Source organism: Bosea sp. NBC_00550 (assembly GCF_026020075.1).
Taxonomy (GTDB): Bacteria; Pseudomonadota; Alphaproteobacteria; order Rhizobiales; family Beijerinckiaceae; genus Allobosea.
The window spans coordinates 4,586,621-4,610,771 of sequence record NZ_CP102772.1 but is presented as its reverse complement, the minus strand read 5'-3'; the positions used below and the strand labels follow the sequence as shown (position 1 = coordinate 4,610,771).

The window sequence follows — 24,151 nt, the reverse complement described above, 5'->3', positions numbered from 1 at the left end:
CTTCCTGAAAAGGCCCAAACATGCTCGCTGTGAAGACCTTCAAGGGCGCGAGCTGGCTCATCCTTTCCCGTTTCGCCGGGCGCGCGATCGACATGGTCACGATGTTGGTCCTCGCCCGCATCCTTACCCCCGCAGATTTCGGGACGACCGCGCTCGCCATGAGCCTGGTCGCGATCGTCGATACCGTGCTGGAAGTGCCGGTCAGCCAGGCTCTGACCCGGCTGCGCACCATCGACAAGAGCCATCTCGATACCGGCTTCACGCTCGGCCTCGCGCGCAGCGTCATCGTCGCGCTGGCGATCCTGCTGGTGGCGCTGCCCTTCTCGTTCTTCGGGGCGCATGAGCAATTCCTGCCGCTGGTGCTGGTGCTCTCCATCGCCCCCGTTGCCCGAGGGCTCTTCAGCCCCGGCATGGTCGCGTATACGCGCGAACTTTCTTTCCGCCCGATGTTCGTGGCCGAGTTCATCGGCAAGGTCGTCGCCTTCGCCGCCGCGATGGCGACGGTCTTCGCCGGCGGCAGCTTCTGGGCGATCGCCGTCAACTTCGTCGTGGCGCCGACCGTCGCCTCCGCCGTCTCCTATGTGCTGTCACCCTACAAACCGTCATTGTCGCTGGCGCGCTTCTCGCATTTCTCCAGCTTCGTCGGCTGGTTCACCGCTACCCAGGTCATTTCGGCCCTGAACTGGCAGCTCGACCGCGCCCTGATCGGCGTGACGGCCGACAAGGCGACACTCGGTCACTATGCCGTCGCGAGCGACCTGTCGGCGGCCCCGACGCAAAGCCTGATCGGCCCGGCGCTCCAGCCAGTCATGGCCGCCTTCTCCAAGATGAATGCCGACCCGCCGCGATTGCGCAGGGCCTTTCTCAAGGCGGCCCGCATCGCCATGCTGCTGGCGGTTCCGGCCGCGTTGGGAATAGCTCTTACCGCCGATCTCCTCGTCGCGATCCTGCTCGGCCCGAAATGGACCGGTACAGCCCCCTTGCTGCAGTGGCTGGCGCTCGCGGTGCTGCCGATCCCCTATTTCCAGACGCTGTGTGCCCTGAGCATGGCCGTCGACCGGCCTTCTCTTCTGGCCCGGCTGAGCGTCATCGATCTCGGTTTCCGGATCGTCCTCGTCTCGCTCGGCGTCTTCCTCGCTTCCGCGACGGGCGCCAGCATCGCGAGGCTCGCCCTCTCGGGCATCATGTTCGCCTTCTATCTCGACGCGACCCATCGCCTGATCGGCGTCGGCGTTGCCGAGCAGTTGAAGAACCTCTGGAAGGTGCTGGCCGCGGCAGCCGTCATGACCGTGGTCGTCCTGCTGCTCCGCGAACGTCTTTCGCCTCTCGGCCTGCAAGCGGTGCTGGAATTCGGGATCATCGCGGCTCTGGCGGCAGCGACCTATGGCTGCACGCTGCTGATCCTCGGCATCAGGCTCATGGCCGGTCCGAGCCGGCTGGAGCTCGTCGACCGCTGGTAGAGTTCAGTTCATCAGCGCCTTGAGGAAGCCGAGCGGAGAGCGCCGGCCCGGCTGCAGGCGATAACCGAGCAGGCGCACGGCAAGGCTGGGCGGCAGAACCGCCGCGAGCGCGAAGAAGAGGGTCATGACCGCCTTGATCTTCGCCGGGTAATATTCGCGCCAGAGGCTCCCGATCAACGCCGGGAATTGGCCCCGGTCGAGGCGGTTTCCGGTCGCGAGCGCCAGATAGAAGCTCCGCTCCCGGTGGAAGTAGGCCTCCTGCGCCTGGACCAGCGGCACCGTCACATCGGAGCGGGCGACGACCTGCCGCAGATGCTCCATCCGCCGAGCGAAACGGACGAGATCGCGACGCAGCAATCCGGGGTCCAGCGGCTTGCCGAGGCCCGAATCGTTGGCGGCGTGCACGCGATAAAGCGCGAGCTCCTCCGGGAGACTGACGACATCGCCGAGGAACGGAGCGGCGAACAGGATGACGCCATCCGCCGCCCGGTCGTAATCGGCCTCGCGCAGCAGCTCGCAAACATCGCGGCGAAAGACGTTCCCGGAGGTCGGCGGGGTGGTGTAGACGCCAGTGCGCAAGACGCGCTGCACCAGGTGATCACGATCGCGGCCGGCGGACAGGGGCGGAAAGGCAGCCCCCACCCGCTCGCCATTCTCGTCGATCCTGGCCAATTGGAACTGCACCTTGGCGACACCGGCATCGAGATGCGGAAGGATCGCAGCGAGCGCGCCGGGTTTCAGCTCGTCATCGGCATCGAGAAAGAGCACGAAGGGGGCGCTGGTCTGATCGAGCCCGAAGAGGCAGGCCGCCCGCTGGCCCCCATTGGCGATGCGGAACGCCGTGGCGCCGGTTTCGCGGATCGCATCCCACGACCCGTCCGTCGAACCGTCATCGACCACCACCAGATCGCATTCGGCGCAGCTCTGCCCCTGAACGCTGCGGATCGCCCGCCCGACGAAGCGCTCGTAGTTCCAGCAGGTGATGATGACGGCGATCCGCGGTGCGGGCGTGCGCCGGTCCTCGCGCATGCCGACGCTGCGAGTCTCAACCTCCCGAGTCTCAACCTCCATGGACGTACCAGCCGTCCCACTGCGAATACTCCGGAAAGCGCCGCTTGAAGCCGTGTTGCGCCAGGAACGCGTCGATCTTGGGCTCCTGCGGGCTGTTGCTGTGCTCGACCGAGAGAAGGCGCACCTGCCGCTTTCCGAAGTCGAAGGCTTCGAGAATCTCGAGCTCGCTGCCTTCGGTGTCGATCGACATGTAGTCGATGACCGAGGGCGCGGCGTGATGGTCGAGCAGATCGTCGAGGGAGATCGTCTCGACTTCGATCGGCGTCCCGGCCTGCCGAACCGCAGCGAAATGGTCACGCCCCGCGCTCGCCGAAATGCCGCTCAGCTCGGGATCCTCGGTCGCCATGAAGCCGAGGGTTTCGCCCGACCGCGCATAAACGCAGCGCTTGTCGACCGCGCCGCTGCGATTGCGGTCGAGGGCGTCATGCCAGACGGGGTTTGGCTCCGCCAGGATGCCGCTCCAGCCGAACTGTTTCTCGAGCCGCCAGCTGTTGCTGTTCGTCAGCCCGTCCGTCGCCCCGAACTCGACGAAGAACCCGCCGCGCATGTCCGAAAGCTCGTAGGCGACCCAAAGATCCTGCAGGATCTGGGACTTTGAGCTGTCGAGGTTTTCGAAGACGTAGGCGAGAAAGCGGACCGCATCGTCTTCGCGCAATTGCATGATCTCGGGCCGGCGCAATCGCAGGGCGTTGAAGACGATCTGACGGACGTCGGGCCGAGCGGCCAGGGCGCCTACGGCACCTGCCGCCATCCTCTTGGTCGTTCTAGTCAGCATGTCTTCACCTCTCGACAGCGGCAGCTAGGCCGCCGCGTTGCTCAGGACGGCACCGATGACGTTCGCTCCCCCGGCTCGAAGGGAGCGCGCAGCCTCCGCGACCTCGTCGATGCGCGTGCTCCCGGCGACTGCGACCAGGATGACGGCGTCGGCGTGCTGGGCCAAAGCGAGCGTATCCATCTCGCTGCCGACCGGAGGCAGATTGAGCAGCACGTCGCCCTTCTGCCTGACGGCGTCGATCATGGCGTCCACGCACGGGTCGTTGAAGTCAGCGAAATGGTTCAGATCCTCGGTCGCGGAGAGAAGAGGCAGGACCGAAACATCGTCCAGCCTGAAGCAGGACAGCTGAGCGGGCAGCGCGCGATGGGCCAAGGCGTCGACGACGGTCACTGCCCCGCCACCCTGAAGCTCATAGCGGTCCGGGCCTTCCGTATTCAGCACGGTGACATGCGTCCCGCTGCGGCCGATCACCCGCGCCAGATTCATCACCAGCGTCGTTGTGCCGGCTCCGGTGTCACAGGCGACGAAGGCGACGACCATGTTCTCTCCCGGCCTGCTGGCGGAGCAGGCCAGCGCCACCGCGGTGCGCAGCCGGCGGACGGCCAATGCGTAGGCGCTCGTCGGATGCGTGACGGCGAGGCGCTCCATTTCCGCCTCGGACCGACGCCTTGCGCCGCGACCGCCGTTGCCCTGCGGGATGCTGGCCAGGCAGGGCAAGCCCGCCTGCCGCGGCAGATCGCCGGAGCCGCGCAGCTTGCGATCGAAAGCCCCGACGAGCGCGGCCACCATCAGGCCGCTCATCAGGCCACCGATCGCCCCGAGCAGCAGGATCAGCGTCTTTCGCGGTGCCGAGGGCGCGAGCGGACGTAGCGCGGCCCCGATCACCCGGGCATCGGCGTCCGGCGTCGGCCCCGCCGGCACGACGCCCTCGTTCAGGGCACGCCCGGCGGCCTCGACCTGCGCATCCAGCGCGTTCACGCGTCCCTGGAGATTCTCCGCTCCGTTCCGGGCGAGCTCGGCCTTGAACGAGACGGATTGCCAGATATAGGCCGAGGCGGCGGCATTCGCGACCTGAGCCGCGAGGGCGGGATCGGACGACGAATAGGTGATCTCGACGACATAGGATTGTCCGACGCGCCGGGCGGTGAGGCGTCGCGCGAAATTCTCGAATGCGACCTGCCGCGTCAGGGCCGCGTCGGGTGCGGGCGACGAAGCTTCGTTACCAGCGCCCTTGTTCTCACCGGGGTTTTCGCCGGTCACGGCACGCCTGCCTCCCCGCACCTGGCTACCGGCGACCCGGCGCAGCCAGTTCGCGAGGTTTCCGACGGCTGCGCCCCCCTGCGGCAGAAACTCGGGCTTTTCGGCCAGGCCGAGCCCCTCGAACACCGCATTCAACAGGCGCTCCGAGCGGATGACCTGAAGCTCGCTGTCGGCACGGTTGAGGTCCAATGTCCCTGCACCCGCCTGCTCCCCGACACCGCGAGACACTCCGCGCCTCGGCTCGAGCAGGAGCGTCGCGGTGGCGGAATAGATCGGCACGGCCGTGTAAGCGTAAAGGCCCGCTGCGAGGATGCAGAGGCCGGTCCACAGACCGAGCGGGACCGCATAGCGCCGCACCTTGGCTCCAACCGATCTCAGCAAGGCGAGCGGCCCGTCCTCCGCCGGCGCGGTGGAAACCTCGTCGATCGGCCAGACCGTTTGCAGGCGACGCCCCCCGGTGAACCCCTTATGCATCATGCCCTCTCCGAACCGAGTGTGATCGATGCCGCCCGCTCCGGCTGGACATGCCCCCGGAGCACGTCGGCGATCGCCAGTACGTTGCCCCGCAGGCGCCCCCGACGGTCGATGAACGGCTCCGGCCAGGCGGCCTTGCCGATATTGCTCGCCATGTTCCGGAACAGCTGCCCGGCGACTTGCGGCAAGGTCATGGTTCCCTTCCGGAGCATGTAGAGCGGATTGACGACCTGTGAGTACCCGAGGCGGTCGCCCGCGATCCGGCCGCTCTTGACGCCCATGTGAACGCCGACGAGCTCTGCGGATTTGGCGACGCGACCGCCCTTCCTGGCGAGCGCAGCGCCGAAGTCCCGGTCCTCGAGCCAGCCATAGAGCACGAGGCGCTCGTCGAAGCGCAGATCGCCGAGCTGCGAAACACGGAAGGCCATGTTGCAGCCATAGGGGCTGTAGCTGTCGATCCAGGACCAGTCGCTGCGTGGAACATGCTCGACCAGCCGGCTGGCCTCCTCGAAGCCGATGCCCGGCCCCGTGGCGCCGTCCGCCAGGACGCGGCCTGTGAGCGCGGCCACGTCGACGTCGTCCCGGAAGGCCTCCGCCGCCCGCGCCAACCAGTCCCGGTGCGCGACGAAGTCATCGTCGAAGAATACGACGATTTCGGTTCCAGGCGGCAGCCGGGCCAGCGCCGTATTGCGCTGGGCAGCCAGCCCTGCGGGGCCGGTCACGACCGTCGCGTCCGAGGTGCCGACGAGATCGCCGGCATCCTCGCGGCTGCAACAGGAGACAATGACGTCAGTCGGCTTCAGCGATTGCTGCGCGAGGAGATGCCTGACGGTGCGGGAGACCACATCGGGGCGGCCCCGCGTGGCGATGACGACTGCGATATGCGGCGGCCGCGACAGGTTGGCCGCTCGCCCGGCCAGCGACGCCGCAGGCTGGCGAAGCAGATCGAGATAGCCGGCGCCGGTCTGCGCCCAGGAGAAGGACGCCACCTGCTCGCGCCCTTTCCCGCTCAGCTCCTCGCGCAAGCCGGGAGACCTGGCGAGGGTCATAATTGAGCTGATCCAGGCCTCAGGCTGCGTCGGTGCGGCAAGGAGCGCGGCATCGCCACAGACCTCGGGCATGCTCGCGCAATCGGACGAGACCACGGGGCAGCCGCGTGCCATCGCCTCCACGATCGGCAGACCGAAGCCCTCGGTCAGCGACGGAAAGGCGAGACACAGCGCCCTGTCCATCAGATAAGCGAGATCATCATCCAACAGGCGGCCGAGGAGGTGGACATTGGGCGCCGCGCGCAGCGCTTCCGGAGCGAAGATATCGCCTTCGCCCCCCGCGATCAGGACATCGATGTCGTTGTCGGCCAGTTGGGGAGCGATATCGATCAGGAGCTTCAGGTTCTTGTGTCGCGCCCGCGAGCCGAGCGCGAGCACGAAGCGGCGGCCTGCCCTGTCCGCGAGTAGCAGCGGCGCCGTCTCGGCACGCTCCGGCCGCCAGGCAAGGGCATGTTCGTGGCCGTTCGGCAGCACGGCGATCTCGTCCGCCCGGATCGGCAGGTAGCGGGCGAGCTGCCGCGCCGAGGCCTGCGACACCGTCGCGATGCGGGCCGCGCGGCGCACCAAAAGCGGCTGCAGCCGGGTGTAGAGTTCCCGGAACGCCCGGCCATAGCTGCCGGGAGCGGTGAAGACGTTCGCATCGTGGATGCAGATGATCTGCTCGCCCTTTGCCAGCGGCGCGGTGTTGCAGAGGTTGAGAAGCGGACCGGAGAATGAGATCGGCAGTTCGAGCTGCTCCCAGCCATGGCCGGAGAGACGGCCTGTGCGGGTTAGCGGCAGCGCCTGGAAGCCCGGATCGTCGACACGGCGCGGCGCGATGATCGCCGCAGCCTGTCCGCGCTCGACAAGCGCCGCGTCGATCGCGGCAACGACGTTGCGGGCGTAGCGCTGCACGCCGGTCACGCGTTGCGTCAGAAAGCGGCCGTTGATGGCGAAGCCGGTCGTGGAACTCATGCCGGCAGCCTCCTTCCGGGAAAGCCGGGGATCATCGATCTCGCGGTATATGTCTCCCCCTTCGGCCGTGCGGCGGCCAGCGCGGCGAGCATGTAGAAGAACAGGCCCTGGTCGATCACCGGGCTGACGAGCATGTCGCCCAGCAGCAGGCCGATGCAGCCGTTGCGCGCGGCGAGGCGCACATCGGTGGGGAAGCTGCCCGGAATGCCCTGCCGCACGAAAAGCGCGCCGACGAGAAAGGCCCCATAGAAAAGCGCGCCGGGAACACCCACCGTCGCGAGCAGGGCGACCGCAAAGCTCGACGCCCTGGCGGTGCCGAGCCCGACCCCGATGCCGTGGGTATCCAGGAAGTTCTGGAACGAGATCGCGTTCCAGGCGCTGCGCTCGATACTGGAATCCGAAGACGATTTGTCGAGGAGAACCAGGTTGAAATAGTCCTGGATGATCTGGGACAGCGTCGGTTCCAGCATCACGCCGATGCACACCGCGACCGCGGCGGCCGGTGCTGCGACCACGACCACCGCCGCCGTGCGACCGCCCGGCCGCTGCGCGCGGAGGGTGGCGGTCGCGTAAAGCAGCAGCAACATCACCGGCGCCCCGGCAAGCCCGGTCGACGAGGTGGAGAAGACAAGGGAGACAGCCGCGCAGACGGCAAGGCCTCCCGTCAGGAGCGTGTATCGACCGCAGAGGAAAAGCGTTCCGGTCAGGCCGAACACGCCGAGCGTGGAGCGCGCGAATGCCGAGGCCTCCGGAAACGAGCCTGCGATGCGCTTCATTCCGGCGACCTGGTCCTCTGTATGCATCACGTACTGGGCGTTGCGCATGAATTCGAGCACGGCCTGCGTGCCGGAATAGAAGGTCGCAAGATCGATCGCCGCGAAGGCGAGATTGGCGGCGCAATAGGCCAGGACGCCCTTCAGAACCGCCTCGAACCCCTTCTGCGTCGTGGCGATCGCCACGACCGCAAGGAAACAGATGAGATTGGCGATCAGATAGACGCTCTGCGTGAGATTGCTCGAGACCGGCGTCAGCGGCACAGTCGAGCCATTATCCTCGTAGATCGAGGTTCCCAACGCGACGATGTCAGTCGTGCCCGCCAACAGGCGCGGCACGAAGAAGGCGCTGGCGACCCCGTATATCGCGAGGCAGGCGAGCCAGAAGCCGGGCTCATCGGGGTTGAGCGCCCGGATCGCGGTGCTGGCCTCCCGCCTGCGGCTGAGGGCCGCGATCACGACGAAGCCGAGGAACAGGTGGCCCGGCTGGACATTCGCCCCGCCGACGAACAGCGCGCAGGCCGCGCCCAGCACGGCCGCGATACCGAGGCCGACGAGAGAGGCTTCGATCGTGGAGAGAAGGCAGGCGATCCCGATGAGGACCGTGACCAGGCCGATCGGCTCCAGCATCATGTCCGGCGGCCTCCCGAATCCTGCTGGAGAAACTGCTGGCTCCGATGCCCCGCGACCTGTCTGCGCCCGCCATCCATGGCTATTCCGCCAGAACCATCAGGGAATAGCCCCCGAGCATGCGGACGGCGAAATCCGGATTGACCGAATAGAGGAGCCGGCGCGGCAGCCGCATCAGCTGGCTGCTGAAGGCCTGATTGGGAAGCTCCAGCCGGCTCGCCGTGTATTTGTAGTCGAGGACGACGTATCCGCAGTCCTTCAACGTCGCGAGGACGCTGTCCTTGAAGAAATAGTGTAGATGCCCGACGCTCTCCCTGAGCCCCATGATCGGCCAGGCCCGCAGAACCGATTGAACCGAAAGGTCCAGCGGAACGTGGATCACCTTGTAGCGGGCACGGTCCTTCAGGCTCTTCAGAAAGGAAAGGTAATCCTCGACATGCTCGACGACGTCGGCGATGACGAGGATGTCGAAGTGGGGCCCATCCTCTTCGATCAGGTTCGCGAGATGGAACCGGACACGATTGGTCTCCTTCGACTTCGCACGCCGATAGGCATGCGGCGAGATCTCGTAGCCCGAAAACCTTGCTTCGGGGAACGCGTCGGCGAGGTTGAGCAGGATCTCTCCCGTGCCGCAGCCGACCTCGCAGATCGTCTCGAAGTCGAGATCGTTCTTCCTGATGATCTCGGCGACATGCTTCGCCTTCCAGGGCGAATCCTCTTCGTGCCAGTTCGGATTCCGGTCGGCGTATTGCTCGGTTTCGTAGATCGTCTGCACGGCACTCACTCAACAAGGGTTGCGGGGGCTATCGCGCTCTGCGAGCCCGGGCGAACGCGTTCCCGGTGCGTTGGCGATGCGGTCCCTGTCACGACGCATTCCTCAACCTTCCGCCGGGGCGAGCTGCGGCGTGAGTCCGGAATGCAGGACCGCTTTCCGCATCGTGTTCGGCAGCGGCTTCAGCAATTGCTCGATGTGCAGCTTGATCTGCGTTTCGAAGACATCCCGCGAAAAACCATGCGCATAGTCGGCGATCGCGCCGGAATCCCAGGTGGTCGCTCGCGCCCGATTGTCGGCCGCGATGATGGCTTCGACGCTCTGCTCGTCGAAGAAGATGCCGGTCTTGCCCTCGATGACCGTTTCGGTAGCGCCGCCGCGACGATAGGCGACGACGGGACGACCGCTGGCCATCGCCTCGAGCGGAACGATCCCGAAATCCTCCTCGCCGGGGAAGATCAGCGTTCTGCACCGGGAATAGTGATGCCGCAGTACGTCGAAGGGTTGCGGTCCGAGAATCCTGACGTTCGGCTTCGCAAGCCGGCGCAATTCACCCAGCATTTCGCCGCCGCCGATGACGACGAGCTCACGGCCGGATTCGTTGAAGGCCTGGACAGCCAGCTCCGGCCGCTTGTAGCGCACGAGTTCGCCGACCATGAGGCTGTAGTTCTCGACGGCCTCGTTCGGCACGACCTCGAACGCATCGACATTGACCGGCGGGTTGATCACCGCAGCGGCCCGGCGATAGTAACGGTACAGCCTTCCTGCGACCGTCTCCGAATTCGCGATGTAGTGATCGACGCGGCTCGCGGAATTTGCATCCCAATTGCGGATGTAATGCGCGAAAATAGGCATCATCCATCGCGTGATGAAACCCGATCTCTCGCGATAATCATGGAACATGTTCCAGATGTATCGCATCGGCGAGTGGCAGTAGCAGATGTGCATCGAGCCGGGTGGAGGCACGATGCCTTTCGCAGGCCCGGATTCGCTGCTGATGATCAGATCGTAGCCGCGCAAATCCAGCTGCTCGAGCGCGAGCGGCATCAGCGGCAAATACTGCTGATACATCTTTCGGGCCCGGGGCAGGCCATTGATGAAGCTCGGAATGACCCGATGCCGCCGAATTTCCTCGGAGACGGCCTCGGGCACGTAGACATGCGTGAAGATGTCCGCGTCGGGATAGATGCGGCACAGCGACTCGACGACCTTCTCGCCGCCCCGCATGCCGACCAGCCAGTAGTGGATGATCGCGACCTTCATGGCGCCGCCTCCGCTGTCGTCCTGTGGGACCGCACGCCCCGCCGCGTATCGGCAGCCGGCGGGGAGCATCGCTTGTGCAGGCATGAAAGCTTGAGGCTGGAGACGAGGCCCGAATTCATCGACTTCCCCTCCCCGAAAGCACCGCAGGAACGGTCTGCACGAGGATCTGGAGGTCCAGCGCGAGTGTCCAGTCGCGCGCATAGCGCGCATCCAGCGCCACTCGCGTGACATAACCGCAGTCGCTGCGCCCGCTCACCTGCCAGAGACCGGTCAGGCCCGGTGGCACCGAGAAGCACTGCGAGAAAGCCTCGCCATATCGCGCGATTTCGGCTTCCACGATCGGCCGCGGCCCGACGAAGCTCATCTCCCCGGACAGGATGTTGAGCAGCTGGGGCAGCTCGTCCAGGCTCGTGCGCCGCAGGAATTGCCCGAGCGGCGTAATGCGTGGATCGCAAGAGAGCTTCTGGTTTTCTGTCCACTCCCGCGCGGCCTCGGTGTCCGCTTCCAGGAGGTCGTTAAGCGCTTTTTCCGCGTCGCATCGCATCGTCCTGAACTTCAGACAGGTGAACGGCTTGCCCTGCCTGCCGACCCGCCTCTGACGAAAGAGGGCTGGGCCGCCATCGGACGCGCTGATCACCGCCGAGAGGGCGACGAGCAACGGGATCAGGAAAGCCAGAAGCACGAGCGCCAGAACAACGTCGAACGAACGCTTGGCGGCACGTTCCGCAGCAGACCGAACTTTGGGATTCAGCCGCGTACCGACTGGGCGCGGAAGAGAAAGGCCAGACGGTCGATTTGATTTCGCCATGGCATCACCCTTGGCCTTAAGACGACGACGTCGCTTAAGAAAATATCAACCCAAGTTAAACAAACTGCAAGATCAATTTAGTTGCTGATTACTATTTATACTATCAATACATAAGATGGTACTTTTTCGATCAGCCATCAGAAAATACCCTACAAAACGAGAACGAAAATGGCTCTAAATTCAGCGCTTTGATGCCGAGCGTATTACGGCGATTCACTCGCCCAATTAATTTGCATTACCTTGCGTTAAATTGAGCCACTCCCTTAGGGAATGCCGCCCCGGACGCGGCGTTACCGACCGTCCGCCTATGGCAGCGCGAAGAGGCAATCCCACCTACAGGAAGGCGAGAGGCAGCCCAGCCCAGCCACGCTCCTTGACCGACTCGAATTCAGGCGGGCGCGCTGCTGGCGGTCTAATTCGGCGCCGCGATCGAGGCGGGCCGAGCCACGCCCTGGAACCACCCCATGACGATGGCGTACTGGATGATGTCGGAGCGGCCGTGAAGTTCGAGTTTCCCGGTCGCCCGGATCCTGTAGGTTTCGACGGACTTTGTCGTCAGGCCCAGCCGCGCTGCGATCTCCCTGCTGCTGTAGCCGAAGGCCACCAGCCTGAGGACCGTGACTTCACGCTCGCTGAGCACCGTCCGGTGACCATTCGAGCCGCCGGCCAGCTGTCCGCCGGCACGCACCCCCTGGCCCTCGACATACTGGCCTCCCCGGCGGAGCGCCTCGACCGCACGCAGCAGGCTCTCGCCCGGCGAGGTCTTCAGGACATAGGCACGCGCCCCGGCCGCCAAGGCCTCTCCGATATGGCGATGGTCGTCCTGCTCGGACAGGCAGATGATGCGCGCATTGGGGAATGCCTGGACGAGGCACCTGATGAGCGAAATCCCGCCTGGCACAGCGTCGACGATGATGATGTCGGGGCATGCCTCGCTTATCAGAGGCAAGAATGCCCCAGCGGAACTTGCTTCCCCGACCACCTCGATATCGGGCGAGCGGCCGAGAAACGATCGCACGCCGGCCACGAGGATCGGGTGTTCGTCGCATATGAAGACACGCAGCTTCGTATCCGAGGCCAAACTCATGGCGTCCCTTTGGTCAGGTCGTCGCTTCCACTCTCCTCCCCCCGTCTTTTTTTATAGATTCATTGGATCTCAATTTTGCTTCACGCCGGCATCATCGCTCTTCCGCCTGTCGAGCGACAGCAAATCAGGCGCGATGGCCTGCAATTGCGGACGCTCGACCTTGATGAGATCGCCGGGTTGCACGCTTGACGTCTCCTCGGCAGCGAACTGCTTCGTCAAACCACCTTCCCGGCGGATCAGAACGATCGACATGCGGGACGCGGCGCGCGACTGCTCAGTTTCGAGCCGCGGCCCGATCGTACCGGATTCGTTGATCAGCAGCTTGAGCGAGCCGATCCGATCATCGGCCTGCTTGAGGCTCGTCTGCGTCTCCCGCAATTCCCTGCTGACGTCCGCATCGCGCTGGTTCTGCAGATCAAGGCTGTTGCGTTCGGTACGGGCAATCTCCTGCTTGGCCCGTGCCATCGCCACGATCAGGTCCAGCGACTGGCTTTCCAGTTGGGCGAGGTTCTGCTCGACGGCGAGCTGGCGCGGGCTCACCGCAAGCCCCTTGCTCATCAGGGTGTTGATGTTGTCGAGTTCGCGGCGGACCAGATCGACCTGCTTTCGCTGATTGGTCTCCTTGGCCCCAAGCGTCCTCAACTCATCCTCGAGCAGCGATCTCGCCTGTTGCAGCAGTGTCAGCTGGGAGAGCAGCGCGGTCCGCCGGGCGTTGAACAGCATCGTCTCCTCCCGCATGCCTTGCGCCGCGGACGGGGCATCGGGGTAGCGCTGCAGGGCCTGCGAGAAGGCAATCGCATCGGCCTTCTGGGCTTCCGCCAACAGGCGGTCACGGCGCAGAAGCAGCGCGAGCCTTTGCGTCTCCTGCAGGCGGATTTCTCCATCGGCGACAATGGTCTCGCGTTCGAATCGCGCGAGAGCGAATTCAGCCCGCTGGAAGCCACCGGCGATGCTGATGGCCTGAAGCGCGTTGAGGCCCGGCCGGTAGGCGTATTCGCCGGGCTTCTCGACGGTTCCGACGACATAGATCGGCCGATACTGGGCGATCTCCACGGCCGCGGCGGGAGCATTGACCAGCCCGGCGGAGACCTTGAGACGATCCGCTATGAGCGCCGCGATCTCGTCGGTCGTCCTGTTGTCGACCGACACCGATCCCACGATGGGGAGCGAGATCAGCCCGCCGGAATTGACCGTGAACTCGCCGCTCAGCCCCGTCCACTCGAAGACTTCGCGAGAGTTCGGCCTCCATTCGGAAACCTTGATCCTGACCTTGTCCGAGGGGCCGACCCGATAGCTGGGCTCGCCGGCCATAACCGTCGAAACAAAGCAGAAGGCCCCGACAACAGCGGCAAGCAGGGGCGCGAGCCGTGGCGGCACGATCCGGAAGTTCGACGCGGTGGCAGATCGACGAAGCACCATTGACGCCCTCGACAGCTACGAGGGCTGCTTATAGCAAGTTCTCTGCCAAGCGCCGGCGGAGTTCACCTGGGCTTAATGGCCATGGCCGATGATATCGAGCGGCTGGCGGGATTCGAGGCCCTGATTCAAATTGGTGCCGGCCCGCGGAACGCGTATAGTCGTGACGAGGCTTCCTGCGTCGTCAGAGAATGGTGGCCGATGATTTTTGTCCTGTTCCTAGCCGCATTGATCGGCGGTGGGCTCACGGTCGTCATGGCCTGGCCGCTGGGGCCGCTGCCCGCCGTCATGCTGGCCTCGCTCGTCGCGAGCTGCGGCGCCTTCGCTGCGGCGATGATCGCTGCGCGTCTCGCGAACAGGCCCGGCGACGCGCCCCGTACCGGCCTCCGCTCAGCGTTGAATCGCATCTTGCCACGCTGATTGGCACATCAATTGCTGTCTCGACGTCGGGAGGTCCCTGCCCCATGTCGATGATCACGCGCTTCCGCAGGCCCGATCGCGATCAACAGACGGATGACGGCCGGAACCAGGCGGTTCGGCTCGCGCTGTTGAGGGCCAGACGCAGCCTGGAGCAAGAACGGAAAGGTCTCGATCGACGCCTGGAGGAAGCCAGGTTGCGCGCAGCATCGCTTCTGGGAAACGAGAGCGGTATCTACTTCGAGCGCGAGCCGGAAGACGAGCAGATGCTGTCCGAGGCCGAAGCCCAGATGGCCTATGCCAGCCGGCGGCTCGCCGATCTCAGGACACAGTATCTCGCCTTCTCGAACATGCTCGCGGCGCTGCCCGGGCCTTCAACGAGTCTCGACAGGCGGCACAGCCTCCGTTCCCGTATCGCTGGCGGCTTATATCTGCTCTACCGCCGCGTGGCCCGTCGACAGAGCCGAACCTGAGCCGCGGAAATCGGTGGCGCTCCCTAGGGGACTCGAACCCCTGTTTTCGCCGTGAGAGGGGGAAGTTACATCAGACAGACCTATATTTATCAATCAGTTAATCCGGACCTGTAGGCAAGGTCTGTAGACAACGGATGCAACGTTGAGTGTCGCGGTCGCGGGGAGCAGGCTGCGCAGCCGCCCCACCTCATATCGCTTGCGGTTGGCCATGAGCGCCCTGGGATGACCTTGGGCGTCTACAGCGGCGGCCCCTTGCTTGAGCAGCTGCGGTCGGTGGTAGAGAGCGTGACGCTACCCAAAGGGGTGAGCCTGGGGCAGTCCTTGTAGCCAGCAGCTACCGGGGGGTGGTCCGAAATTTCCGAGGCAGACATAGCCACCCACGCTCCACCAGCGTGACGTCTCCTCCACCGCCATCAATCATGGCAAACGGACCAAGTTTCTCATGGTAGCCAGGGGGCGATACTGGCCCTAAGGTCAGTGGACAATGGGTTCCTGTCGGAGCCCGTAGTGCCTTCTCTCAATCTTCGAATAATGAAGGAAAGACCGATGCGCACCCTCATTTTAGCGACCGCGGCTCTCGTCGGCTGCTTCATATCCAGCGCCAACGCCCAAGTGGAACTGAAGACCTATGCCGACGCAAACGGCTACATTAACGTACAGAAGCTGACATGCGCCCAGCTGGCCGGCACCTTCCAAGAAGATGCAAGCCTTCTGATGACGTGGTATAGCGGCTGGTACAACGGCCTTGGCAAGAAGCACTTCATCAATGTCCCCCGCGCCAAGGAAGCCGAGCACGAGATCATCGTGTACTGCAAGGACAACCCGAAAGTTACGGTAATCAAGGCGATTGGCTTGGTGTTCGACAAGATGCGCAAGGATCGTGGCATCGTAATCGCTAAATGACGAATCGCTAACTCCACTTGCTCGGCGACGGCACGCAACAAAACGCTTGCCGGGGGCACTAGAGGCTCCGAACTGGACGCCTCTAGGAGAGGCCTAGAAGCCCCGTGGAGACCCGCGGCGAAGCGCCAGCTGGTTAGGCATAGAGCAGACCTGGAGGGCCCTGGAGGAGTCGCTGAGAGCCTTCCAGGGACCCCGGATGTTTTGAGCCAAGTATCTGAAACCCTTATTTCCGCGATGGCCGCTCACCTACCCCCCGTGCCCCCTCGAACGGCAGGCAGGGGTGGCCCTCCGTAGTTCAGCCCGGCTGCTCGGTGTTCTCGGCCGCCTTGTTGTCGCGCTCGCTACTGGCGCGGACCGCACACCACCATCGGGGCGCCAAGGCCCGGCAGGCGGTCACTTTGGGTACGCCCTTAGAGGACCAGCCGATTGGAGCCTCAAGCGGCTTATTGACCTATCCTTGGAATACCTATAGATACCGACCTATCCAAAAGATACTTAGGGCGGTTCCCATGTTCATTCGTGCCTATCTCAGAGCTTCCACCAGAGAGCAGGACGCCAGCCGCGCCCGCCATCAGGTAGAAGCCTTCGCCAGTGAGCGGGGCCTCACCATCGCCGCCACCTACATCGAGAACGAGAGCGGGGCTTCACTCAAGCGCCCCGAACTATTCCGGCTGCTGGCCGATAGCCGGCCGGGGGACGTGCTCCTTATCGAACAGGTGGACCGCCTGTCGCGCCTGAATGCTGAGGACTGGACCAAGCTCAAGGCCGAGCTGGCCGCCCGTCATGTTCGCGTCGTCGCGCTGGACCTACCGACCAGCTGGGCCATGGCGGACCCCAAGGCCGATGAGTTCACGGTGCGGATGTTCGACGCCATCAACGCGATGATGCTGGACATGCTGGCCGCCATCGCCCGCAAGGACTATGAGGACCGCCGCCGCAGGCAGGCTCAGGGGCAGGCCAAGGCGAAGGCGGAGGGCCGCTACAAGGGCCGCCCGGCGAATACCGAGCGTAACGACAACATCGCCTCCTTACTCAAGGCCGGCATGTCATGGGCGAAGGTGCAGACCATCACCGGATGCAGCCGGGGACAGGTGGCCCGGATCGCGAAGGATGTTGCCCAGGCATCGACATAGCCCCCGAAATTTTCGGGGGTACGATGAGACAGGCGGCGCTTAGACCCGACTTTGATGAGGGTCGATGGCCGTCACCCCCAATCAGACTGGGGGTCGTCTAGTGACCGGGCGGCGGAGGGTGCGGGCTCCGCGTAATCCCGCTGGACGGGGAGCCGTGGTTCGTCGCCAACGACGCGAGCCGGGCGCTTGGGTATGTTAGCACATCCAACCCGCTTCGGATGTTGGACCCCGATGAAAAGGGGCATCCGCAATGTGGATACCCTCGGTGGACTTCAACCCGCCACCATCATTCAGAGCCGGGCCTCTACAAGATGATACAGGCGAGCAGGAAGCCGGGCGCCAAGGCCTTCGACCGCTGGGTCCGCCACGAGGTGCTCCCCTCGATCCGCAAGGCGGGCGCCTATCGGGCCGCGCCGAGGGTCACCGAGGAACTCCCCGCGCTTCCTCCTCCGCCGCCTTCTGTGCCCGCCCTGAGGCCGTCCCACGTCCAGCCGGTGCTCTGCGAGGACGCGGCCCGCTATCGCTCACTAATGTCCCGCTGATGTGACGCTTAAGTTGCACCTTAGCGGGTGCCCTCTCCGTCCCCTCCTTCATTCCTCAATGATTTGATCAAGGAGACCACCCATGGATCACCCGATGATGGCCGAGCAGCTGGCCCTGGAAAAGTGGATGCTGTCGGAAGGCAAGCGCAGGTTTCCTCTCGACCAACGAGACGTCCTACAGCTACGTTATGGGCGGACTTCCGGGGGGAACCATGTTCGGACCAAAGGGAACGACCACGCTCGACTCATTCGAGTACCGCTTGGTCCTCGCCGCGCTGGAGCGAGAGTTGCGCTACCTTCAGGCGGAGAGCGACCGGCACCGGGATGCTTACGATCCACCTGCTTGGGCCGAAGCCACCTCCAAGGGCCGGCTCGTCGCCATGCTTCGTCGCCGCCTCGAACGCGAGATGGATGAACTCCCCGCGCTGACAGTCGAGGAACGGCAGTGGGAGCAGAACCTCTTACTACGCTCAGCGCGGCGCATCCCACGTTCAAAGGCTAACGCCGAAGCGTACCACGCTGATCTAACCCGGCGCCGGGAGGCCGCTGAGGCACGCAGGGCGGCCTACTGGGAACGCAAGGCACGGGCTCACCCTGAAATCTGATCGCCCCACTGCGCCCGCTGGGGCCGCGCTGGTGACTCTCGCCGCCCTGGCCGCATGCCTCCTAGCTGGCGCCGCCCGGTGCGTCCTGGTGAGCCTCCAGGAGCGTCCTGTGCGGCCCTGAATATCCCCCTTGCGACAATTATCCCCCACCTATGCCAAAGCCCTGTGTCGGCTGGCCTCTCGCCTCCGACCGTGTGTCGAGCTTGGCGGTTCAGCGAGCCGTGTGACCTTTCAACCCCCACCTTAGCCAGCGGCGTGGTCGAACTTGCTAACTCCCTCTTGTGACGCCCCAAGCTGCACCTTAGCCAGCGGCGAGCGTACCGCACGTTACTGATTGCTTGCACCTTAGCCAATGGCGCGGTGCCGCCTTCCGCCCCCAGAGGCGCTTTTGGCCGTGTACCCCACTCAGGGGTCACCTTAGCCAACGGCTGACGCCCAAGGCTTCCCCTCATCGCCAACAGTCCTTGCCCTCGTGGCCCGCCTTCACCGGTTGGGTAGCGAGGGTTTTTTCTGATTGTTCCATAAACCCCAACGCCTCGGCAGAAAGGCCACTCCATTGGCCATGATCAAACGCGCCCGGCCAGTCGCCTATCGCCATCGCGGCCAAGGTGCAGCCGCCATCACCATCCACCAGACCAAGCAGGACATCGCCCGCTTAGCGGCGATCCGCGACCATATCGAAACCCGTAACGGGTGCAGCGTGTCGAACACGGTTGCCGTCTCCATGGCTATCGCTGTGCTCCACCGTGAGGCCACCCAGGGCGCTCTCAGCGTCCGCCTCCAGGACTTCGCCAAGGTCCCCGCGGCAGCCCAACGCTGACGCTCATATCCGCGCCTCCCAATCAGGCGCCCAACCCTAAGGATCACCAATGACAAGCCCTATCGACCGCATCGCGTTCAACCCGGCGGCTCGACCCATCGACACCGTTGGCATCGACACGTCGTTCCAGCGGATGGCCGCGACCCTGAGGTAACCGGCCAAAAGAAAACCCCAGTCGAAAGGCTGGGGTCTTCACTCCCTGGTCTGTACCGGGGGCCTAGCAGGGGGATCACCCTAGCGGGGGGATCACCCTAGCGGCTGCGGTCAGCCCTGCTATTCGGCCAGACCATGGCTTTCAACAGCACCATGGCCATCAAGAGCACGAAGGCGGGGATGAGCCCCCGGCGCCGGGAACTATCGGCGGTGACCTCCCAAGGTCCAGCCCAGAGGGTCGCTGAGTGCTCCCCAGCGGATGGGCTGCGCCCCGTCTCCAAGGCGCAACCAAAATCGAGGGTCGGGCACCGCGAGGCGTAAGCCGTGCCGAGTAGAGGCAGTGAGACCCAAGCGGCGCGGTCATCGGTGATGAGCTGAACGGGAGGCATCGTCTTCGTCTTCCTGACGGCCCGGCGATGCAACAGCGCACCGCCTAGGGACTGGCCGGGACGCTGAATGCCTCAAGACGACCGCGAACGTCCAACAACAATAATGACTCATTCAGGGTCGACCCATTCAGAAACATTCAGTCTACCCAAGTGGACCCTTGGTGATCGACTGGAGCGATGGGTCACCCCTTTCCCTGATAACCTTCAATCGGCCGTCGATGATTGGCCCTTAGCGATGAGACATAAACAATGGAAAGCAACATGACGACCCTGATTAACGCCGGCATGGCCGATCCCGGGACGGAGTGGCGGGTTTGGTCGGACGGGGCGAGCCTCGGCAATCCTGGCCCCGCTGGCTGGGCTGTGCTGGCCCGCAGGCCGGACGGGACCGGCTTTGAGCAGTGCGGCAGCGCCGATCACCGGACCAACAACCAAGCCGAGATGTTCGCCTTGCTACAGGCCATCAAGGCCGTCCCCAAGGATCAGCCCGGCATAATCTACAGCGACAGCAAGTACGCCATCGGGGCCGCCACGACTTGGCGACCGGGGTGGGTGAAGAGCGGGATGAAGACTTCCAAGCGGAAGCCCGTGGAACACCAGGACCTCGTCAAGCGGCTCTGGGAGGTCCTCGATGAGCGCCCCCAGGTCCGCCTGGAGTGGGTCAAGGGCCACGCTGGGGACGAGGGCAACGAGAGGGTCGACACCCTAGCCAACGAGGCTGCCGAAGCCGTCAAGGCTGGCGGGAAGCCGAGGACCAAGGTCACGCGGGAACTCGCCGCGTAGGCGGTTGGGAGACCTGAAGACAATCCACAAGAGGCTCGCTCAGTGATCGCTGGGCGGGCCTCTTCGCTTTTGAAGGAGCATCATGGAATACGCCCAAGAGGTACTGGACCGCACGACCGGTCAATTGAAGACACAGAGCCTAGGAGATTGGATCACCGTCACTGAACTAGGCCTGCGCCACGGTGCCGGAAAAAGGTCGGTACGTGCCGTTCTCCATCATATGGGCGTCCTCGCCCGCGAGGGTCGCTGCTATCGCCTATCACGCCATTTGGTCGAGGTTGGCTTCGGCATGCGCCACGATTTTCCCCGATCCGGCCATGCCTTCGATGTCATAAGCCCGAAGGGGCAGGAGACCATCGCCTCTTTGTGGTCCGCAGCAGTGCAGGACTATCAAGAAAGCCAGAAGCAAAGCTCTCTGGTGCCCGACATCAGGGCCGCGCTCGTCACCTTCGCGACCGACCGTCTTGAACCGATGACGGCACAGGAGGAGGCCTGCTGGGTTCTCGACCACTTTCAGGATGTGGACCACCTGACTATCGCGAAGGTCCTGGAGGTGTCCCCGGCGTTGGTCAGCCGGTATGCCAAGAAACGAGCAAAAGACCGTGCCGCTTGTGAACGCAGAAAGCAGGATGTCTTGCCCGTGAATACAGGCCTCGACGTGAGGATGGGCAAATGGGCTTCATCGGGCTCAATCTACATCGGCGAGTAAGGTCTCACCTGCGGGGCCAGTATATTACCCAAGACATTTACACTTCCAAAACCGACCGAGGCCCTCGCCCCTGACGACCAGGAGCGGGGGTCTTTTCATTTCACCGATCAACCAATCGAGGCACCATGCCGACCAGAACCAACATCAAGACCCGGACGCACAACACGTGCCGCACGCCCGGCTGTCAGCGCCCTGCCCGAAGCAACATCGCGTACCTCTGCGACAACTGCCGGGATCGGATGCGCCGTAACGGGGACGCCCGGCAGACCAACATCAGGCGGACTGAGATGCGCCCCATGGAGGACCGGATCAGGGCGATCATCAGCCGAGGTCACTTGCCGATGATCCGGCAGGGTCTCCAGACCATCAATGAAGCTGTGATCCGCCACAGCGACGAGACGTTGGCGTCCTGGCGCCGGGGGAAGCCGATGAACAGGCACGTTGTCCTGGCTCATAGCGAGGTCCTGAAGGTGGCCCAGAATGTGGACGCCCTGGACAGCGGGGTCACCCTCGCGGCTCTCTACCTCCTCGCCGAGCGCACCCCGCGCCGCATCGTCAGCGACGAAGGGATGGCTGGGCAGCTTGTCCGCGTGTACCGCCTCCAACAGGGGCTCGCCATCGGCGTAACCTGGGATGATAGGAAGAACCGCGAGACTCGCTGGTATCGCCCTCTGCCCAAGGACACCACCCGACTGATGGGCGCGACACTACGGGAGGCGTACTCGCCCTGGCTCGTCCATGTTCTGGCGGTGGACAAGAAGGAGCGCGAAGAGAAACAGAAGGCGTCCCGCGAGTTGGCTGCCGGGTTCGCGCCGGTCTAGCAGCAGGCTCGCCCAGGATGAGAAGGGGGCTCACCTTGTGGACACCCTAGGCGAGCAGCAGGCTCGTCTGTTCTTCTAGGGTCGGGGTGTATCTCCGGGATCACCGAGAGACCACCTCACGGACGGCCGGGCGAGCCACTAGATGGGATGTGAGACCCGGTCCACCCACTCTTTGAGTTCCGCGACGTCCCGGCCCTTGGAGTAGATGCCATAGGTGATCCCGAGGGGCGCATGCCCCAACAGCCGCGCGGCAGTCGCTTCTGGGCACCCCAGCCGCTCCAAGGCCGTCGTGAAGCTCTTCCGAAGGGAGTGGAACGTCTTGCCCTCGGGTATCTCGGCCTTCCGCATGAGCCGGCCAAAGCGGACCGACAACGCGCTCGCCTTCGCCCCCGTTGGCGCGGTGACATCCTTCAGCTTGGCATGGACCGGCAACGCCCGAGCGGCATTCTTCGACTTCCCCGTCAGCAGCACGAAGCACTCTTGTCCTCCGAGTACCTGACGCTCCGCCGCCATACACTCGCTAAGGCGGAAACCCGTATAGATCGAGATCAGGAACAGCGGGCGAAGCTCCTCGTCCTCCGCGACCGCTTTGTACGCTTTGACAAGCTCATCGTCGCTGAAGAAGTCGTAGCTCTCCGTCGCCCTGCCCCGCTCGTCAGCTGCCTGGGTTAGGTCTTCGAAGGGGTTCCTTGGGCGCTCATCGGCTGCCCTGTAGACCCACAGCCAGAGGTTCGACATGACCGTGGCATACCGCTTTATGGTGTCCCGTGCCTTGCCCGTAGCGACGGCGTTGAGCCAGTCGAGCGCCATACTCCGGCTGACGTCGTGAAGCGGCCTGTCTCCGTGATGCTCAATCCAAAGCTTCACAGTCGTGCCGTAGTTCGCCTCGGTGGTCGTGGAGCGCTTCGGGTTCTTCTCCAGGTACTCCTTGAGGACCTCGGAGACGACCTTGCGATCCTTCACATAGTCCCTGAATGCCTGAACGAAGTCGGCTTCCTCGGCTTCACCGCTTCGTTCGGCCCTGTCGACCAGAGCGTCTAGAGCGGGGTTGGACATGTCCTCGCCGTCCAGAACGTTGGTCATGACCGCTGGACCGACTTCCTTCAGCCGGGCACGGAACGCGGCGTAGGAGCGTTCCCTAGGCCCCTCAGCAGGCCTCGCGGGGGCCAAGCCCAGTCGACGTTCTGCCAGTGCAATCTGAGCCTTGGCTATCGGGTGGAAGTCCCAGCGACGCTTACGGGCTTCATTGATGTCCGAGGTGTCGAGCGCCTTGCGAAGATACGGACCTAGTTCACCTCGAAGGCGGCTCGGCACCGGCACACGGCAATACCAGCGGTTCCCGATCCGCTGAAGGTAGAGGGTGTCTTTGATGGCTTTGGACTTCGCCGGCATGGCTACAAACGTAGCTTCGGCGGGGCTCTGTAGGCAAGTCCTGTAGGCAACCAAAGTGCATATAGGGCCTAAGCTTTGGCGCTCCCTAGGGGACTCGAACCCCTGTTTTCGCCGTGAGAGGGCGACGTCCTAGACCGCTAGACGAAGGGAGCAGCGCTGGCCGAGGGCGCCTATGTAGTCGGACCACCGCGCCGCCGCAACTGCTTTTTGCGGTGATCCCGACAAAAGATGCGTGAATCGCGACGACGCGGTTTTCGCATCCGACCACAGAGATACGCGGCGGGATTGCCCGCCTCTCCGGAACGTTCGATGCTGAGGGCCAACTGCCGGACGCGCCTTCAGGCCGCTCCAGCGGGCAGACGCCGCAGCGACGGCCTTGGGGAAGCGGTTCGTGATGCAGGGCGAGCAGCGACGATATCCACTCCACGCCGTCCTGCGGCGCGGACACGCCGTGCTCAGGGCCGGGCTCGGCAGCCTGGTGTCGGTCGTCTATCCCCCGATCTGCATCGCCTGCCAGGCGGCGACGGGCGAGGCGCAGGCGCTGTGCCCGGCCTGCTGGAGCGGCATGGGCTTCATCGAGCGCCCCTATTGCGAGCGGCTCGGCACACCCTTCGCGGTCGATCTCGGGGCGGGCCTGTTGTCACCGGCCGCGATCGTCGATCCGCCCGTCTTCGCGCGGGCGCGGGCCGTTTGCCGCTTCGACGGCGTGGCGCGCGAGCTGGTGCACCGCCTCAAATACGGCGATCGCGTCGAACTGTCCCTGACGCTAGGCCGCATGATGGCGCAGGCCGGCCGCGAACTTCTCGGCGAGGCAGAGATCGTGGCGCCCATCCCGCTCCACCGCACGAGGCTCTGGAGCCGGCGCTTCAACCAGGCCGCCGCGCTGGCCGGCGTCGTGGCCCGCCAGGCAGGGCTTCCGCTCCGGCCGGCGGCCCTCGTCCGCGTCAAGCGCACGCGCCAGCAGGTCGGGCTCACGCGCTCCCAGCGCGCCGACAACCTCCAGGGCGCGTTCCGGGTGCCGGATGTGATGCGGCCGCAGGTCGAAGGCCGGCGCATTCTGCTGGTCGACGACGTGCTGACCACGGGCGCGACCGCCAATGCCGCGGCCCGTGCCCTGCTGCGGGCCGGCGCCCGGGAGATCGACATCCTGACATTCGCGCGGGTCGTGACGGATGGCCGGGAAATCACTACATGAGATCAAGCGCTATCAAGAGAGACT

The 24,151-nt window shown here is 64.5% G+C and carries 23 protein-coding genes and 1 tRNA gene; 12 read left to right on the top strand and 12 right to left on the bottom strand.

Annotated elements, in window-relative coordinates; translation table 11 throughout:
* Positions 1-20 precede the first annotated feature (20 nt).
* Complete coding sequence (locus NWE53_RS22015; protein WP_265051479.1) at positions 21-1,460, top strand: lipopolysaccharide biosynthesis protein; 1,440 nt, start codon at positions 21-23, stop codon at positions 1,458-1,460.
* Positions 1,461-1,463: 3 nt separating this feature from the next.
* Here the strand turns inward: NWE53_RS22015 and NWE53_RS22010 are convergent, their stop codons facing one another.
* From NWE53_RS22010 to NWE53_RS21965, 10 genes are all read right to left on the bottom strand, one after another.
* Complete coding sequence (locus tag NWE53_RS22010) at positions 1,464-2,531, bottom strand: glycosyltransferase family 2 protein (RefSeq protein WP_265051478.1); 1,068 nt, start codon at positions 2,529-2,531, stop codon at positions 1,464-1,466.
* Entirely contained in the window at positions 2,521-3,306 is a 786-nt protein-coding gene (locus tag NWE53_RS22005; RefSeq protein WP_265051477.1) for an FkbM family methyltransferase, read from the bottom strand. Before NWE53_RS22005 ends, NWE53_RS22010 begins: the two co-directional genes overlap by 11 nt.
* A 24-nt stretch (positions 3,307-3,330) precedes the next feature.
* Positions 3,331-5,043, bottom strand: coding sequence for an exopolysaccharide biosynthesis protein (locus NWE53_RS22000; RefSeq protein WP_265051476.1), 1,713 nt, complete (start codon positions 5,041-5,043; stop codon positions 3,331-3,333).
* Positions 5,040-7,043, bottom strand: coding sequence for a glycosyltransferase (locus NWE53_RS21995; protein WP_265051475.1), 2,004 nt, complete (start codon positions 7,041-7,043; stop codon positions 5,040-5,042). Before NWE53_RS21995 ends, NWE53_RS22000 begins: the two co-directional genes overlap by 4 nt.
* Positions 7,040-8,449 carry a hypothetical protein gene (locus NWE53_RS21990; RefSeq protein WP_265051474.1) on the bottom strand — a complete coding sequence of 470 codons (1,410 nt, stop codon included), beginning with the start codon at positions 8,447-8,449 and terminating at the stop codon, positions 7,040-7,042. Before NWE53_RS21990 ends, NWE53_RS21995 begins: the two co-directional genes overlap by 4 nt.
* A gap of 79 nt (positions 8,450-8,528) precedes the next feature.
* Positions 8,529-9,221: a class I SAM-dependent methyltransferase gene (locus tag NWE53_RS21985; RefSeq protein ID WP_265051473.1), complete on the bottom strand. Its 693-nt coding sequence runs from the start codon at positions 9,219-9,221 to the stop codon at positions 8,529-8,531.
* A gap of 102 nt (positions 9,222-9,323) precedes the next feature.
* On the bottom strand, positions 9,324-10,481 hold the full coding sequence (locus NWE53_RS21980) for a glycosyltransferase (protein WP_265054976.1): 1,158 nt from the start codon (positions 10,479-10,481) through the stop codon (positions 9,324-9,326).
* Positions 10,482-10,596: 115 nt separating this feature from the next.
* Positions 10,597-11,289 (bottom strand): sugar transferase, encoded by a 693-nt coding sequence (locus NWE53_RS21975; protein ID WP_265051472.1) that lies wholly within the window; start codon positions 11,287-11,289, stop codon positions 10,597-10,599.
* Between the two features lie 412 nt (positions 11,290-11,701).
* Complete coding sequence (locus tag NWE53_RS21970; RefSeq protein ID WP_265051471.1) at positions 11,702-12,376, bottom strand: LuxR C-terminal-related transcriptional regulator; 675 nt, start codon at positions 12,374-12,376, stop codon at positions 11,702-11,704.
* A gap of 69 nt (positions 12,377-12,445) precedes the next feature.
* Positions 12,446-13,795: a polysaccharide biosynthesis/export family protein gene (locus tag NWE53_RS21965; RefSeq protein WP_265051470.1), complete on the bottom strand. Its 1,350-nt coding sequence runs from the start codon at positions 13,793-13,795 to the stop codon at positions 12,446-12,448.
* A gap of 81 nt (positions 13,796-13,876) precedes the next feature.
* On the opposite strand from NWE53_RS21965, the gene NWE53_RS21960 reads away from it, so the two are divergent.
* The 10 genes from NWE53_RS21960 (at position 13,877) to NWE53_RS21920 (ending at position 21,540) form a co-directional block, all read left to right on the top strand.
* Positions 13,877-14,212, top strand: a complete 336-nt coding sequence (locus tag NWE53_RS21960; RefSeq protein ID WP_265051469.1) for a hypothetical protein — start codon at positions 13,877-13,879, stop codon at positions 14,210-14,212.
* Between the two features lie 194 nt (positions 14,213-14,406).
* Positions 14,407-14,682 carry a hypothetical protein gene (locus tag NWE53_RS21955; protein ID WP_265051468.1) on the top strand — a complete coding sequence of 92 codons (276 nt, stop codon included), beginning with the start codon at positions 14,407-14,409 and terminating at the stop codon, positions 14,680-14,682.
* A gap of 546 nt (positions 14,683-15,228) precedes the next feature.
* Positions 15,229-15,585 carry an HdeA family protein gene (locus NWE53_RS21950; RefSeq protein ID WP_265051467.1) on the top strand — a complete coding sequence of 119 codons (357 nt, stop codon included), beginning with the start codon at positions 15,229-15,231 and terminating at the stop codon, positions 15,583-15,585.
* 509 nt (positions 15,586-16,094) lie between these two features.
* Positions 16,095-16,718, top strand: a complete 624-nt coding sequence (locus tag NWE53_RS21945) for a recombinase family protein (protein WP_265051466.1) — start codon at positions 16,095-16,097, stop codon at positions 16,716-16,718.
* Positions 16,719-16,852: 134 nt separating this feature from the next.
* Entirely contained in the window at positions 16,853-17,260 is a 408-nt protein-coding gene (locus NWE53_RS30095) for a BRO-N domain-containing protein (RefSeq protein WP_442865050.1), read from the top strand.
* A 212-nt stretch (positions 17,261-17,472) separates the two neighbouring features.
* Positions 17,473-17,865, top strand: coding sequence for a hypothetical protein (locus NWE53_RS21940; RefSeq protein WP_265051465.1), 393 nt, complete (start codon positions 17,473-17,475; stop codon positions 17,863-17,865).
* Positions 17,866-18,427: 562 nt separating this feature from the next.
* Entirely contained in the window at positions 18,428-18,685 is a 258-nt protein-coding gene (locus tag NWE53_RS21935) for a hypothetical protein (protein WP_265051464.1), read from the top strand.
* 803 nt (positions 18,686-19,488) lie between these two features.
* Complete coding sequence (locus NWE53_RS21930) at positions 19,489-20,010, top strand: ribonuclease H family protein (protein ID WP_265051463.1); 522 nt, start codon at positions 19,489-19,491, stop codon at positions 20,008-20,010.
* An 82-nt stretch (positions 20,011-20,092) separates the two neighbouring features.
* A complete protein-coding gene (locus NWE53_RS21925) occupies positions 20,093-20,719 on the top strand; it encodes a hypothetical protein (RefSeq protein ID WP_265051462.1) in 627 nt (208 codons plus the stop codon).
* A 125-nt stretch (positions 20,720-20,844) separates the two neighbouring features.
* The gene (locus NWE53_RS21920; protein ID WP_265051461.1) at positions 20,845-21,540 is read left to right on the top strand and encodes a hypothetical protein; all 696 of its coding nucleotides are present in this window, start codon (positions 20,845-20,847) and stop codon (positions 21,538-21,540) included.
* A 138-nt stretch (positions 21,541-21,678) separates the two neighbouring features.
* Here the strand turns inward: NWE53_RS21920 and NWE53_RS21915 are convergent, their stop codons facing one another.
* Positions 21,679-22,932, bottom strand: coding sequence for a tyrosine-type recombinase/integrase (locus NWE53_RS21915; RefSeq protein ID WP_265051460.1), 1,254 nt, complete (start codon positions 22,930-22,932; stop codon positions 21,679-21,681).
* Between the two features lie 76 nt (positions 22,933-23,008).
* A tRNA-Glu gene (locus NWE53_RS21910) sits at positions 23,009-23,084 on the bottom strand.
* Positions 23,085-23,326: 242 nt separating this feature from the next.
* On the opposite strand from NWE53_RS21910, the gene NWE53_RS21905 reads away from it, so the two are divergent.
* Complete coding sequence (locus NWE53_RS21905; RefSeq protein ID WP_265054975.1) at positions 23,327-24,127, top strand: ComF family protein; 801 nt, start codon at positions 23,327-23,329, stop codon at positions 24,125-24,127.
* Positions 24,128-24,151 lie beyond the last annotated feature (24 nt).

Bases quoted from the DNA above. Each gene is read 5' to 3' on its own strand.
- NWE53_RS22015 (WP_265051479.1), top strand. From the start codon at position 21: ATGCTCGCTGTGAAGACCTTCAAGGGCGCGAGCTGGCTCATCCTTTCC.
- NWE53_RS22010 (WP_265051478.1), bottom strand. From the start codon at position 2,531: ATGGAGGTTGAGACTCGGGAGGTTGAGACTCGCAGCGTCGGCATGCGC.
- NWE53_RS22005 (WP_265051477.1), bottom strand. From the start codon at position 3,306: ATGCTGACTAGAACGACCAAGAGGATGGCGGCAGGTGCCGTAGGCGCC.
- NWE53_RS22000 (WP_265051476.1), bottom strand. From the start codon at position 5,043: ATGATGCATAAGGGGTTCACCGGGGGGCGTCGCCTGCAAACGGTCTGG.
- NWE53_RS21995 (WP_265051475.1), bottom strand. From the start codon at position 7,043: ATGAGTTCCACGACCGGCTTCGCCATCAACGGCCGCTTTCTGACGCAA.
- NWE53_RS21990 (WP_265051474.1), bottom strand. From the start codon at position 8,449: ATGATGCTGGAGCCGATCGGCCTGGTCACGGTCCTCATCGGGATCGCC.
- NWE53_RS21980 (WP_265054976.1), bottom strand. From the start codon at position 10,481: ATGAAGGTCGCGATCATCCACTACTGGCTGGTCGGCATGCGGGGCGGC.
- NWE53_RS21975 (WP_265051472.1), bottom strand. From the start codon at position 11,289: ATGGCGAAATCAAATCGACCGTCTGGCCTTTCTCTTCCGCGCCCAGTC.
- NWE53_RS21970 (WP_265051471.1), bottom strand. From the start codon at position 12,376: ATGAGTTTGGCCTCGGATACGAAGCTGCGTGTCTTCATATGCGACGAA.
- NWE53_RS21965 (WP_265051470.1), bottom strand. From the start codon at position 13,795: ATGGTGCTTCGTCGATCTGCCACCGCGTCGAACTTCCGGATCGTGCCG.
- NWE53_RS21960 (WP_265051469.1), top strand. From the start codon at position 13,877: ATGGCCGATGATATCGAGCGGCTGGCGGGATTCGAGGCCCTGATTCAA.
- NWE53_RS21950 (WP_265051467.1), top strand. From the start codon at position 15,229: ATGCGCACCCTCATTTTAGCGACCGCGGCTCTCGTCGGCTGCTTCATA.
- NWE53_RS21945 (WP_265051466.1), top strand. From the start codon at position 16,095: ATGTTCATTCGTGCCTATCTCAGAGCTTCCACCAGAGAGCAGGACGCC.
- NWE53_RS21940 (WP_265051465.1), top strand. From the start codon at position 17,473: ATGTTCGGACCAAAGGGAACGACCACGCTCGACTCATTCGAGTACCGC.
- NWE53_RS21935 (WP_265051464.1), top strand. From the start codon at position 18,428: ATGATCAAACGCGCCCGGCCAGTCGCCTATCGCCATCGCGGCCAAGGT.
- NWE53_RS21930 (WP_265051463.1), top strand. From the start codon at position 19,489: ATGACGACCCTGATTAACGCCGGCATGGCCGATCCCGGGACGGAGTGG.
- NWE53_RS21925 (WP_265051462.1), top strand. From the start codon at position 20,093: ATGGAATACGCCCAAGAGGTACTGGACCGCACGACCGGTCAATTGAAG.
- NWE53_RS21920 (WP_265051461.1), top strand. From the start codon at position 20,845: ATGCCGACCAGAACCAACATCAAGACCCGGACGCACAACACGTGCCGC.
- NWE53_RS21915 (WP_265051460.1), bottom strand. From the start codon at position 22,932: ATGCCGGCGAAGTCCAAAGCCATCAAAGACACCCTCTACCTTCAGCGG.
- NWE53_RS21905 (WP_265054975.1), top strand. From the start codon at position 23,327: ATGCAGGGCGAGCAGCGACGATATCCACTCCACGCCGTCCTGCGGCGC.